At 60.4% G+C, this 13749-nt stretch carries 8 protein-coding genes and 1 pseudogene; 3 read left to right on the top strand and 6 right to left on the bottom strand.

Annotated elements, in window-relative coordinates; translation table 11 throughout:
* Nucleotides 1-13 precede the first annotated feature (13 nt).
* On the bottom strand, nt 14-1201 hold the full coding sequence (locus QZ656_RS08220) for a phosphotransferase (RefSeq protein WP_291992935.1): 1188 nt from the start codon (nt 1199-1201) through the stop codon (nt 14-16).
* Nucleotides 1202-1513: 312 nt separating this feature from the next.
* The gene (locus QZ656_RS08215) at nt 1514-3073 is read right to left on the bottom strand and encodes an IS66 family transposase (protein WP_291993219.1); all 1560 of its coding nucleotides are present in this window, start codon (nt 3071-3073) and stop codon (nt 1514-1516) included.
* Between the two features lie 785 nt (nt 3074-3858).
* Between QZ656_RS08215 and QZ656_RS08210 the strand changes: the two genes are divergently transcribed.
* The 3 genes from QZ656_RS08210 (at nt 3859) to QZ656_RS24075 (ending at nt 7437) form a co-directional block, all read left to right on the top strand.
* A complete protein-coding gene (locus QZ656_RS08210) occupies nt 3859-4932 on the top strand; it encodes a Druantia anti-phage system protein DruA (protein WP_291991588.1) in 1074 nt (357 codons plus the stop codon).
* Nucleotides 4896-5714 carry an ISAs1 family transposase gene (locus QZ656_RS08205; RefSeq protein WP_291992934.1) on the top strand — a complete coding sequence of 273 codons (819 nt, stop codon included), beginning with the start codon at nt 4896-4898 and terminating at the stop codon, nt 5712-5714. Before QZ656_RS08210 ends, QZ656_RS08205 begins: the two co-directional genes overlap by 37 nt.
* Before the next feature lie 583 nt (nt 5715-6297).
* Nucleotides 6298-7437 (top strand): Druantia anti-phage system protein DruA, encoded by a 1140-nt coding sequence (locus QZ656_RS24075; protein ID WP_366522128.1) that lies wholly within the window; start codon nt 6298-6300, stop codon nt 7435-7437.
* Nucleotides 7438-8896: 1459 nt separating this feature from the next.
* On the opposite strand, the gene QZ656_RS08195 is transcribed toward QZ656_RS24075, so the two are convergent.
* The 4 genes and pseudogenes from QZ656_RS08195 to QZ656_RS08180 form a co-directional block, all read right to left on the bottom strand.
* On the bottom strand, nt 8897-9781 hold the full coding sequence (locus tag QZ656_RS08195) for an Rpn family recombination-promoting nuclease/putative transposase (protein ID WP_291992932.1): 885 nt from the start codon (nt 9779-9781) through the stop codon (nt 8897-8899).
* Nucleotides 9782-10141: 360 nt separating this feature from the next.
* A pseudogene (locus QZ656_RS08190) lies at nt 10142-10303 on the bottom strand (GDP-mannose 4,6-dehydratase); the annotation flags it as partial.
* 1143 nt (nt 10304-11446) lie between these two features.
* Nucleotides 11447-11947 carry a DUF4351 domain-containing protein gene (locus tag QZ656_RS08185; RefSeq protein ID WP_291992931.1) on the bottom strand — a complete coding sequence of 167 codons (501 nt, stop codon included), beginning with the start codon at nt 11945-11947 and terminating at the stop codon, nt 11447-11449.
* Nucleotides 11948-12206: 259 nt separating this feature from the next.
* Entirely contained in the window at nt 12207-13217 is a 1011-nt protein-coding gene (locus tag QZ656_RS08180; protein ID WP_291992930.1) for a DUF4351 domain-containing protein, read from the bottom strand.
* Between the last annotated feature and the right edge of the window lie 532 nt (nt 13218-13749).

Genomic DNA, 13749 nt, shown 5'->3' with positions numbered 1-13749 from the left:
AAGATATCTATTGTTATAGTTTCCATTCTGTTGCCGTGTCTAGGATGTCAGCGATCTCTTCGGCGCTAGCACAAGAGACTACCTCGTCGTCGTCATCTGGCTCTCGATAAAAAGAGCGTAGCGCGTGTCCACACAGATAGGTCAGAAGGAGACGCATTGTTTGTTGACTATCGACGGGATGCATCATCGCAGCCACTTGCTTGAATACCTGCTTGATCGCTTGACTAGGGTTGCTGGCGTTCGTAATCCTCTGCGAAGAAATTACGAAGTGAATTAAATCATACCCGCTCGGATACACTTGCTCGGCGTACTCCCAGTCAAAGACATATAGTTTCCCATTTACAAAAAAGCTATTCCAAGGCGTAAAATCTCCGTGACTTAATACTTGTGACCCGACGGCGGTCTTATACGCAGCGGCGTGCTCTATTCCCCGCTCTAGGCGGCGTTTCCAGTTTAGTGGCAATCTTCTAGCCACAAGGCTATAGCGCCGGCCTAACTCGGTTATTAATGTATCGGAATCGCTTTTATCAGGGATAGCTGTCCTGCTTGCCAGCTCATGCAGGAATGCCAAATGCGCTTTGTTTACGACAACAGAGGTTTTCGTTTGGCTGGTTTTAAGACTGTCGGTCACAAAAATGTTTACACCGTCACTCTCGCCGCTGAAGAGAACGCGGGGTATGTGGACTGTTTTGAGATCAAGTGAGCGCAGGAAATGAAGTGTAGCCGCCTCATGAATCAAGAGAGATTTTACGGATGGCTTTCGAGACACCTTTACGAACCCCTTGATCTGCCCAGACACGTCCATAACTTGAACTGCTGCTTTTCTGTGTGGGCTATCGGTTCCGGTAAAGAAGGAAAAGTGGAGATTTCTATTCTTGAAGATTTCCATCAGGCGTGAACCACCTGATATAAAGAGCGTTTGTCGTGCCCACAAGCCGGACTGACCTGATAAAGTTGCCATTAGGGCAGCACGTTTGAAGAGCTTTGCGCTGGTAGTAATTGGTTGAAAAATGGCCAGTCCATTTGTGGTCACACTGCGATTGACGAGTGGAACTAGCCACCAACGCTGGTTTGAGCGGCCACTGATAATTCCATATTTAACGGACCCTGGGGAGGCGCTTTCGCTTACATGAAAACCGAGCGATTCGATTTCTGTTAATGCGTCCGCAAAGATAGGGTTTTTGAGCAAATCGATGTCCATCTGAAACTCATTAACTAGCACTTTTTTCCTTTGAAACCAACAAATACCGCAGAAAGTCTGTCGTTTCAGCTATAGTCCGAACAGCTTTTCTCGGAGGGCAGGTTCGGGTAAAAGTGCCCAATACGGTCTGTCGAATATTGCGACTAGAGCGACCTCCAGCCTCGGGCCTGATAACCTCTACGGAAGAGAGGCGGCGCTACGTCGTTACGTGTGGAACCGGCAATGGGGTTGGCGGTTTGAGCAAGCGGTGATGTCAATGGCGGACGCGGTCCGAGCGTAGCCCGAGCCCTTGATAGGTAATCGTTCACTCCCCTACGCCGCAGCCGGAATAGCAGGGAGCGCGGGGAGCTGTAAGCCTTTGCGAGCGGCCGCGATGACGGTGCCGAGATACTGCCAGGCGGAGGTGCCGCGGCGGCGACAGGTTTCGATGACACTGGCCAGAAGGGCGAAGGCGCGGGTCCCCTCTTCGGAACGGGTGCCGTGGCTGATGTTGCGCGAAATGACCCAGTGTCGCAGCGCGTGTTCGGCGGCGTTGTTGGAGAGCGGCAGCAGGGGCTCCGCGAGCGGACGCAGGATGACTTTCCAGTCGTAGAGGAATTCGCGCACGACACGGCGCAGGGCCGGATGTTCATCCGTTCGATGCACCTCGCACAGGTGCCGCAGCCGTTTGACCTCGACGGCGTAGCGCTCGGGCAGCGCTTGCGGCGGCGGCTCGAGCCGCGCCGCGTAGATGGCGTCCATCAGCGCTGTCAGGATACCTTCCATCTCCTGCCCAACCCGGGACACCCGGCCATCACTCGATTCGGCCAGCCCCCGCAACTTGCGCAGCAGGTGCGGCCAGCAGCGCAGGCAGTTTTCCCAGGTCCGGTAGACCACGTACCCATCGCTGATGAGGATGCCGGTATAGCCGTCTTGCAGGGCGTTATCGAGCATCTCCCGGGTGCGTGGGCCGATGAGGTACAGCGCCGTAGAGGTACTGACCAGCGCCCACAACCACAGCAGCACGCCGGCTTCCGGCCACGACGTTTCATCGACGTGCAATTGCGCCACCTGCACGATATCGGCCACCAGGGCGTCCTCCAGCGGGAAGCTGGCACGGCCGGCTTCCCGGATCGTCTCATCGATCACGCCGGTGCTCAGCGTCAGGTCGAAGACGTCCTGCAGGAGCTCGCGAATACGCGCTCGCGACAGGCGCATTCGCAGCGCGAGCAGAACGATGACACCGGCCAGACGAGGACCCACCAAGCGCCATTCGCCCAGCTCAACCTTCCCCCACTGGGCGTCGTTCGGCGCCCGCCAGGGCTTCGCACGGCTGACGTGGCCGCAAGCGCAGCGTACTTCAAGCAGCGTGTGACGCGTCACGTTGAACATCAGTCCGATGGCGCCCTCGACGGGCGGCGCGATGTCGATCTCGTCCCAGGCCGTGTAAGCCTGCGACTCGGCCTCCTCCGCCAACGCTCCACCACAAACCGCGCAGGTCTCGGGTCGGTGCATGCAATTGTCAGTAACCACCAGTTTCTGCGTGCGACCATGGCCCGGACTGCCCGCTTGCCTGCCCGGGGGTTTCCCCGTGCCTTTTCGGGGCGATGGACGTTCGGTCACCGGCGGCGACGTCTCTGGCGCCGGCGGCGTAGTCTCTGGCGCTGGCGCCGAACTCTCTGCCGTTTCTGTAGCACCTGGCTTGACTGGCGCTTCGTTCTCCCCGGCTGGCTCGCGCCCCTTCTCCCACGGTGCCTTTGTACTCGGCGGCCGCGAGCTGTTGGCCGGGTTTTGATTCAGCCGATCCTGTAACTCCTTGACGTCGTGCAGCAGTCGCTTCGACACTTCCAGCAACAGCTCCGCCGGCAGCTTCTTCAGCCACTCGTCGTCCATCTGGAAGAGATCATGCTTGCTCAGGCGCATCTCGGCGTGGCTATCGTGTGGTCGTCATGGTCACGAATTATGCCGCAAAAGCATGGCGTTGGCGGCGTTTGTTAAGGGGGTGTGAACGGTTACGCAACAAAAGGTGTCAGGTCTTGCATTCACGTATTCAACACTCCCCAAATGATGGTCGGTTTGCCTCAATCAGCTGCCATTCACGCAGATGCGTGCGAAATGTCGCGTTTGGGTCGTTGCGCGCAGCCGTCGGCGGCCTCCCTACCCCCGGAGACGGGTCTCCAGCACTGGGCAGTAAATCTTCGAGAACATGCCGACCGTGCTGCCCCGTGAGTCGATTGACGCCACTTCCGTTGTTCCAGCGCCGATCCAACGGCCTTCCCTTTCTGCCCACAGGGGCGGCTTTCCCAATTCGTTTTACGAGGCTACACATAGGTTCACTTGCGTTACGGTCTGCTCTCTTGCTGTTGGGAAACTCACGACCCCGTGTTACCACAGCGCCGCTTCCTCATGCTACCGGGGCGTACGGACAACTCCCCGGACGGGACTTCAACCCGCTAGACTTACTGCTTTACGGCGAACGGACAGACCACGGTTTCGCTTCAGTTCCTGACTTTGAACACGTCTTCCAGCGTGTTTGCATCGAGGATGTTGTCGGCCCATTGTTCAAGTTGAGCGAGGCTGGCATCAGGGTGGATTTGTCCTCTCAGGCAACGCACGGGCAATCAAGCAGTTAGTTCTTCCCCCTGGACATCTGCGCCGGAAGTCCGTATAAATGGCGCATGGAAAGCGTTCTTGGTGCATTGCGTGTTCGCTTGGTGGGCAAGAGCGAAGAGGCTCGCTATCGGGAGTTGATGGCAGAGCATCACTACCTGGGCGACCTGGCGAAGATCGGGCACACGCTTTGGTACGTGGCCACCTACGGCGAAAAGTGGACGGCCCTGCTGAGTTTCTCTGCGGCGGCCTGGAAATGCGGCGTTCGTGACCGCTGGATCGGCTGGGACTATCGGCATCAGTACGATCGCTTGGGCCTGGTCGCCAACAACAGTCGCTTTCTGATCCTTCCCGATTGGCATTACCCCAATCTCGGCTCCAAGGTGCTCTCGCTGTGCGAGCGACGGGTCGCCGAGGATTGGCAGGCGCATTTCGGGAAGCCGCTGTTACTGCTGGAGACCTTTGTGGACCCCTCGCGCTTCCAGGGGACCGTCTATCGCGCCGCGAACTGGACGCCTCTGGGGCTGACGCAAGGCTTTCGCCGCACCCGAGAAGGCTACAGCGCCCACCCGACGTCGCCCAAAGTTGTCTTTGTTCGCCCCTTGCAGGCGGACGCTCGCGGCCAACTTTCCCGCTCGATACTCAACCCCCGCTATCGCACAGGAGCGCCCAGGATGATGCTCACCGCCGAACAGATGCGCACGCTTCCCGATTTCTTTGCCGGCATCGCCGACCCGCGGCGCGCGCAAGGAAGGCGTCACCCCCTTCCTGCCGTTCTGGCCATCGCCACGGCGGCGGTCTTGTGCGGAATGCGGGGCTACAAAGCCATCGCCGGGTGGGCCAAAGACCTCACACCGAAAGCACGCGAGCGTTTCCGCTGTCGTCGCGAGAAGGGCGTTTACCGCGTACCCAGCGAGTTCATCATTCGTGACGTCCTGATCCGTGTCGATCCCATGGCGCTCGATCAAGCGTGTCAGCAGTGGAACAAGGCCTATGCTCAAGACGACCCCAGTCTGGCGGTCGACGGCAAGACCATGCGCAATGCCCATGACGAGCACGGTCAGCAAGCACACATCATGAGCGTGGTCGGGCATCAGACCGGCGTGTGTCACACCCAAAAAAAGTCGGCACCTTGCCCGTAAATGGCGGGGACGAGCTCAAGCAGACCAATGAAATCGGGATGTTCATACCCCTGCTCGATGCGATCGATATTCAGGGCAAGGACATCACCGCCGACGCGCTACTGACACAGCGCAAGCTGGCGACCTACCTGGTGGAGCGCAAGGCGCACTATCACTTCACGGTCAAAGGCAATCAGCCAACACTGCAAGCCGATATCGCGCTCCTCTTCCAGGATCGGAAGGGGGCAGACTTCGTGGCGGTTTCGCCACCTGACCATGGTCGGATCGAGACTCGGCGTATTTGGTGCAGCAATGCCCTCAACGCCTATCTCGACTTCCCGTATGTCGGCCAGGTGTTCTTGATCGAGCGCGAAGTGCTGCACAAGAAGAGCGGCAAGCGGACGCACGAAATCGCTCTCGGGATCACCAGTCGCCCTCCAGAACAGGCCAGCCCACAGCAAATCCTCGCCATCAATCGCGGCCATTGGTCGATAGAGAACCGCTGTCACTACGTCATCGACTGGAACTACGACGAGGACCGTAGCCGTATTCGGACTGGTTACGGACCCGAGAACATGTCACGCCTGCGCCGCTTTGCCGTCGGAATCCTGCAACCACTTCTCCGACGGCAAAACCAGCATTTCCGAAAAAATGCGCCACCTCAACCGCAACATCCGATTGGTCTTCGACTACCTGCGCATGACCAAAAATTCTACAGGCCACGTATCACCTTGATCCCGGCACGAGAACAAATTTACCGTGAGGCTGGCATGGGTCAGGCGAGCATAGGTTTCGGACGATAACGGGCCAAAACGGCGGGCGAGTTGGCGTTGCAGAACGGCTGATTCGCCAGCGCTGAAGCATGACTGCGCCAGCCCAGTACTGGCAAGGCGTTGCGGTGGGCAGGCAAAAAAGGTTTCGCACAAGGGAGCTAGACAGCCGGGGGGACTTCTGGCAGGATAGGTGGAGGGTCATTGGTCCACGTTTCAGCCGGAGGTATCGTGGTGGTTGCAACGAGCGAAGGGGAGTGGGTGCACTGCGGTCGCGTATTCAGCGCCGCGGAGATCGCCGAGGTGTGCGGGACGGTGGCGTGGCTGCCGGGATTGGCGCGCAAGGAGTTGGCGGCGACGGTCTGCGAGCACCTGGGGTGGACCACTCTGACAGGGACGGCGAAGATCAGCGCCTGCCTGGAGTTTCTGGAGCGTTTGCAGGCGGCCGGGCTGCTGACACTGCCGGCGATAAGGCCGTCGTCAGCACGCCGTTGCGCGCCGCCCGCGGCACCCGTAGATACGGTCACCGGTGAGCTTCCCGTGCACTGCGCCCTGTCGGCACTCGCACCGGTCTGCCTGGAAGTCGTTCGCGACGCGGCGTTGGTGGCGCAGTGGGATGCGCTGGTGGCGCGCTGGCACCCACTGGGTTTCCAGGGGGCCCTTCGGCTACCGCCTGCGCTACTTCATCACGGCGGGCGACCGGCGGCTCGGCAGCGTCCTGCTGGCCGGCGCTGCCCGCGCGGTCGCCGTGCGCGACCGCTGGATCGGCTGGACGGCCCAGGCCCGCCGCGAGAACCTGGCGCGGGTGGTGAACAACAGCCGCTTCCTGATCTTTCCCCACGTCCGGGTGCCGCATCTGGCCAGTCATGTGCTCGGACAACTCGCGCGCCGCGCACGCGCGGACTGGCTCGATCACTGGGGCTTCGAGCCCCTGTTGCTGGAGACTTTCGTCGATCCTCGTCACTATAACCGGCACCTGTTACCGCGCGGCCGGTTGGCAGTTGCTCGGGGCAACCAGCGGGCGCGGGCTGGCCCGCCCCGGCCAGTCGTATCGCAGCACGCCCCGCCAGGTGTGGCTCAAACCGCTGAGCGCCGATTGTCGCGACCGGCTGTGTGCCGCCCCTGGGAGCTCCCGGCCATGAGCAAACCCTGCCGTCGCCCGACACGCGCTGCCCTCAAGGAGCTGCGCTCAGAGAAGAAACGGCAGGAAAAGGCACTGAACGCGAAACGGCGCGCGACCTTTCCCCGTGGACAAGTCCCCCCTCCCACTGATCGCCCAACCGATGCTCCGGCCTCGCGACCGTCGGCGAGGAACATCAAAAACAAAAGGGAAAAGGGGCGGCCCGAGCCCGCCGAGGATACCGCATTCGTGCAGCAAAAAAGAAGTCCCCCCCCCCGGCTCCTGCGAAAAGATACCCCCGCCTTATCGCAGCCAACTGGACACAACAAATTACCCTCGACCCGAGAGAGACCCAGGAAGCGCCGCCACAAGCTGACCGCGCTGCTCTGCTTTAGGTTCCTCTCTGTGAGTGTTCGTCTTTCCAGTTCTCCTCTCGGCGCGATCGCGACGCGGACACCTCGCGACGCAAATCCCGCCGCCGTCCCCACGTTAATGGCAACCTCCCCTGTGTTCCCGGAGATCGGAAGACCCTCACCAATCCATACGCATACATCACCCACACGCCGACACCCCTGTTCGGCTCTGCCCTGCCTAGCCGTGCCTGCTGCGCGACATCGACCCTGGACACACCCTTGAGCAGGCCCATCCACACCCACGTTTCAGATCTGGTGTGAAAGCGGCGGCTGATAGCGGCAAGAGCATCTCGCACGCGATATCATGATCAAACCAACTGCTACCACATCGCAACTCGGACGGCTCGCCAGAACAGAAGAAGAAGGGGTCGACCGCCCGGCGGGCCGGCGCGACAACCCGGGGCGACAACCTCTGGGCGGTTAGGGGAAAGAGGAAATACCGCAAAGCGCCCGTCGGCAAGCGAGGAGGGAAACCCGCCACACCCATTGACTTTGTCTACACACAGTCCTCGAGGCCAGCCAGCACCCTGGCTTTCCACAACCGGAGGGTCCGTCCACTGCTCAGCCGAGTTCACTCGAACACGCGCTGGGGGCGATACCGAAGCGCAAAAGCAGGCTGCGAGCTCCCCTGCGCGGCTTTGTGCGCTGGAGCGAACGGTCAAGACCGAGGTTCCCACCGCCTGCCTATTTCCTGCGCTGCTCGACGGCCCCTTTACGCCAATCGGGGCCGGTGATGCAGCGCCTGCGCTGCTCTTGCGCGCCCAATGGAGAGTTAGTTCATGATCGTGCTCTGAAGGACACGGATTGTGTCAACGGTTTGTATGCGGCAGGAAGGAGTTCCGCGCCCCAACCACGCCCTCTGCTGAAGGCACAAGCCGGGCTTGCCCAGCGCGCTGGGGCAAGGCGCCCCGACAAACACTTCAGTGGGTCCAATCGACAGCGGACTTACGCCTTCGCGGCAACGGGCGATGTCAGCGTCCTCAAGCTGAACCCTCGGTGGTCTAGTGAGGGGAAAGCTGGGAAAAGATCGATGAACAGGCAGGACCGTCCCAACCGAAACACCGCGCCACGCATGGCTCTCCAGACAAAACGCTCAGACACGACATGCCATGAGCGCTGCGGCAAACCCTTCGGCTTGCCGCCACCGTTGGGCATAGAACGCGGGCTTCCTCGTCGAAAAACATCAGGGCTTACCCTACGCCGCATGCCTTTGCCCTCACTGGAATGCCATGGAAAGGCTATCACCTCTCATCATGCGCACCTGGCGCAGTAGTTCAATACCCTGGCACGTTTACACCCGCCAGTACGCAAACGTATCAGAACTCGCGTGACCACCGAGTATGTGCGCCGGCCGCCATCGCCTCATACCGTAAGTTCCTGGCTGCGCCATGGCTTGAACCAGCCACTCCTGCGTCTGCTTACGCCGAAGTTCCTGCTGCAACCGAATAACCTGGCCCGAGGCCTGCCCAAAAACATCTTCCCAGGGGGCGCACCCCGCCGCCGGAAAGGCTCGCCGGCGATTCGCTTAAAGGAGCGCTCTACTTAGACCTCTCCTGTCCCAGGAATGAACACCCAAAACCCCCGCCGCCGCAAGAGATCCTTGACGTAGCAACCCCCCTCTGGGGCCGCTCGGCGGCGAAAGTCGGGCCAGAACCGGCAAGTGCTGTCGATTAGGGAGAGGGTCATGCAGTCAGGGATGCTGATTCGCCTTCTAGCTTGCCTTGTTGTAGGCCTTGTTGTAGGCCTTGTTGTAGGCCTTGTTGTAGGCCTTGTTGTAGGCCTTGTTGTAGGCCGTCTCGTTTCCATTGCTCTGTCCATTCTTCTACACGTTCCGCCAACATGGTGTCTATCTCCTGTAGTTCGTTGACTTCCGGGATTTCTTGGCTTGGCATCAGCCGCCTGAGTACGATGCGGTTGATCCAGACCACGAATGCGCGTCTGAGGCTGGCGTATTCTGGGTGGCGCAACCGTGCCTGTAGTGAGGATACCGCTCGCCGCACATCTTCGGGTAGTGCGCTGGTTTCCAGCCGGATGATGCTGGTTACGGTGTTGTCGGTGTCGGCCAACGCCGTTTCTTCCAGGGTGCCCTCTTCAATCAGGAAGTAGCGTTGGGTGGGATGGTAGCGTTTGAGGCTGCCCGGCGGGTTTTCAATAAGTTCGCTGACGTCGCGTGCGGCAGTCCAGTGTTGGCGGCCGTTGTAGAGCACGAGCGGGAAGACGGAAGGAAGCTTTTGGCCGGGTTTGACTTCTCCGCTCTTGATCAGGTCTTGGTAGAGCAGGCCGGTATAGACCATGATGCGCAGGGCCATCCAGGGGTCTACCGTGCTCTGGAATTCGAGCAGTAGGTAGATGTAGATCCATTCGGTGTGGTGACGGATGCGCCAGATAACGTCGTCTTCTCGGTCGCGCAGGTCGTCGCTGATATAGCTGCCGCTGACTTTTTCAAGAGTGCTGTAGTCGAGTCCTTCTACCCAATCTTCACCGACGAACCCGCGCAACAGGTCTTCCACTACGCGGTGGTGCGAGAACAGAAGTTTGTAGCCGGTGTCGTGCGGGTGGTTTGTCATGGGCTGACTTCGTTGGCTGACGTGGCAATTTCTGGTTTGTTCGCTGCGCTCGCAATGACGGCGCGGGGTGTTTATGAATGGCGCTTGATCAGCGGCGCAGGTAATCCGCATGTCACATCAGCGGTGTCAGTTCATGCACTCATGTATTTTAGAGGAGGCGCCTCAGGTCTTCGGGCATCGAGCCGTGAGGTTGTTCGTCTTCTTCTATGGCTAGCCAGTTGCGTACGGCGGCCAATTTTGCCAAGTGGAGTTTGCGGATCATTGCCGGAATGGCGTGGCTGCGCTGCAGATCGTAGCGGTGTCGGGGCCGTAGAGCTTGGTGGGCATGCGATTGTCCGAAAAGCGGTGCGAAAACTCACGTGGATCCTGGTAAAGGTGGTCAATGCGGTCGGTGTTGAACAAGGACGAGCGACGCTTGATGCCGTGGACCTCGTAGCCTTTGTTGAGCAGGAACTCGGCGAGGTAGGCGCCGTCCTGGCCGGTGATGCCGGTGATTAGGGCTATTTTGCTGGTGGCGGTCATGGCGGGTGCTCTTGGGTTACGGCTGGAGAAATTGGTGAGGAGGGTTTATCGCGCGATTGATCGGGGTAGTGGGTTCTGTATTGCTGCGAGGAACGACACGGTCGGGTGGCCCATTACGGTGAGGAAGAACAGGATCGGGCATTGGCCAACAAATGATCCGTCTTTGCAGGCTTCTTCCAGGGTGGCGGCATCGAGGATGTCGTCGGTCCAGCGTTCAGGCTGTCATGGATTGCTTCGCTTTGCTCGCAATGACGGGTTACGGCTTCGGATTCGGCTCCGGGGCAGTCGCTGGGGCTGTCGCCGGCTCCGCCTCCGTGACTTTCTCCGTCACTGCGAGGAGCGTAGCGACGTGGCAGTCCAGGGGCGGAGCTGGCCTTGCAGCGGGGACCGCGGCGAAGGGCTTATCGATGTCGTCGGGCTACACCTGCGGAACAGACGGGACCGCTGGGCAGCCCATGGATTGCTTCGCTTTGCTCGCAATGACGGGCTTGGGCTTCAGCTTCGGGGCAGTCGTTGCGGCTGGCTCCGGCTCGGCTTCCGTTACTTCCTCCGTCACTGCGAGAAGCGTAGCGACGTGGCAGTCCAGCGGGGGCCGTGCCGGCGTTGCGGCGGCGACCGCGGCGTACGCGATGAATTGCTTCGCTTTGCTCGCAATGACGGGCTTGGGCTTCGGCTTCGGGGCAGTCGCTGCGGCTGGCTCCGGCTCGGCTTCGGTTACTTCCTCCGTCACTGCGAGGAGCGTAGCGACGTGGCAGTCCAGCGGGGCGGTGCTGGCGTTGTGGCGGAGGCCGCGGCGTGCGCGATGGATTGCTTCGCTTTGCTCGCAATGACGGGCTTGGGCTTCGGCTTCGGGGCAGTCGCTGCGGCTGGCTCCGGCTCGGCTTCGGTTACTTCCTCCGTCACTGCGAGGAGCGTAGCGACGTGGCAGTCCAGCGGGGACGGTGCTGGCGTTGTGGCGGAGACTACGGCGTACGCCATGGATTGCCGCGCTTCGCTCACAATGACGGTGAAGGGGGCTGGGAAGCGCCACGACGTTGGTAGTGGCGACGCCAGCTGCAAATCACACCGCTACGTCACCGCCATAGCCAGGGCCATTGTCATCGCCCGTGCGCTAAGCCCGGCAATGTGGCAGGAATTCGCCGCTCAGTTCGGCTCGAAGACGTCGTCCAGCGATTTGGCGTCAAGGATCTTGAGCGCCCAGCTTTCGAGCTGCTCAACGGTGGCGCCGGCCAATCGGGCGCGGACGGCATCCGGCAAAGTGCCGAAGCGTCGGGCGAGTAGGCTCTGCAAGAGGGTAGCCTCCCCTTCCTGCCGACCTTCCTGCCGACCTTCTTGTCGGCCTTCCTGCCGGCCTTGCAGCAATCCTTTTTCGATGCCGAAGCGTTCGGCAGAGGTTACGTAGGGCATGGTGACATTCCTTTCCAATGTGTAAACCTCGTGCATCAGCCTCTTTTCCAGTTCGGTCGGCAGGCGCATCAGCCAGTCGATGACGCTGAACAGGTCAATGATGCGCTGTTTGTCCCACTTCCGTTCGTAGAGTAGCTTCGCTAACCGCCATTTTGCCGCATAGCGTTGCTCGGGGTCAGCTTTTGTCTGGCGGGTGAACAGGTGCGCCGCGGTGACCAGGGCGACGGCATCGGTCATTGCGAGGAGGCGCAGCCGACGTGGCAATCCAGTTCCATCCTCTCACTGTTTCCCACCGCCTTGACCTATTGACGACGCGAAAAGCCAAACCCCTGGATTGCCGCGCTTCGCTCGCAATGACGGTGAAGGGGGCTGGGAAGCGCCACGACGTTGGTAGTGGCGACGCCAGCTGCAAATCACCCCGCTACGTCACCGCCATAGCCAGGGCCATTGTCATCGCCCGTGCGCTAAGCCCGGCAATGTGGCAGGAATTCGCCGCTCAGTTCCGCTCGAAGACGTCGTCCAGCGATTTGGCGTCAAGGATCTTGAGCGCCCAGCTTTCGAGCTGCTCAACGGTGGCGCCGGCCAATCGGGCGCGGACGGCATCCGGCAAAGTGCCGAAGCGTCGGGCGAGTAGGCTCTGCAAGAGGGTAGCCTCCCCTTCCTGCCGACCTTCCTGCCGACCTTCCTGCCGACCTTCCTGCCGACCTTCTTGTCGGCCTTCCTGCCGGCCTTGCAGCAATCCTTTTTCGATGCCGAAGCGTTCGGCAGAGGTTACGTAGGGCATGGTGACATTCCTTTCCAATGTGTAAACCTCGTGCATCAGCCGCTTTTCCAGTTCGGTCGGCAGGCGCATCAGCCAGTCGATGACGCTGAACAGGTCAATGATGCGCTGTTTGTCCCACTTCCGTTCGTAGAGTAGCTTCGCTAACCGCCATTTTGCCGCATAGCGTTGCTCGGGGTCAGCTTTTGTCTGGCGGGTGAACAGGTGCGCCGCGGTGACCAGGGCGAATGGGTTGGGATCAGCCAGGAGGGCTTCGGCCTGGTCGGCGTAGTCAAGAATCTTGACCGTTGGGAAGCGGATGCCGACTTCGCAGCCAAATAGCTGGTAGCCGAAGTGGGTGGGTTTCCAGTCTTCGCCTTCGTCCGCGAGCACCGCGAGACTGGCGACCGGGCGGCGGTAGCGATCATAGAGGCGGTAGTTGTAGGTGAACAGGCGCTCGGGGAAATTGGCGTCGCGCTGGCCCTGGACTTCGACGTGGATGTAGACCCATTGTTCGCCTCCGTCCCGCGTCGCCACCTGCACGAGACGGTCCACCAGGCGTTTGCCGAGTTCGGCATCCTGGACGATCTGGGCGAGTTCCTGGTCGAGGAAGACGTGCGCTTGCTGCCAGTCGATCTCGGCGTGCGCCGACGGGAAGTAGAAGGCCATGAACTCGGGGAAGTAGCGCGTGATCGCGTCTTTCCACGGGGTGTCGTAGTCGTCGTTGGCTGAGGTCTGATTTTCCATGCTTGTGCCTTGTCACCTGTTCCGCGCAGAACAATCACGATAGCGCGCACGGGAGTACGGTGGCTGAAAATCAACATCGCAGACTTCGACCGTGAGTGAATAAGTGTGGTCACCCGATTTGATGGCGCGATGTTCACGTTTTTTGATGGTTGCTCGTGATGTTCTTGTCACTCACCCTTCGGCATCGCGCCGAGGCTACCCTCCACTCCGGCAGAATGAAAGCCAGGCTTTTCGGGTGCGGGCTTCGCCCGCAGCCTTGACCCTGCCTACGTTCCGGGTGTTTTGTCGCCATGCCGAATGACTCGTGTGTGCCGCACGCGCACCATGCAACCATCCCCTGTAGGAGCCCGATTGATGGGGCGAACTTCGGCGGCTTGGGGCGCGGTGACGTCGATTTGCGGATGCTGCTGCCTTATGGCTGCCGCCAGGGCCAGGGTTCGCTTGGCGCTGGCGTAGTGTTGCAAGCCGTATGGAAGCTATGAATTCCGGCTACCGCGTGGGTTTCGCGCCGCTGGCAGGCTTGCTGAAAGTC

It is taken from the genome of Candidatus Accumulibacter sp. ACC003, from assembly GCF_907163085.1.
Taxonomy (GTDB): Bacteria; Pseudomonadota; Gammaproteobacteria; order Burkholderiales; family Rhodocyclaceae; genus Accumulibacter.
Note: the sequence above shows the minus strand (reverse complement) of the source record. Positions and strands in the feature narration are given on the sequence as shown.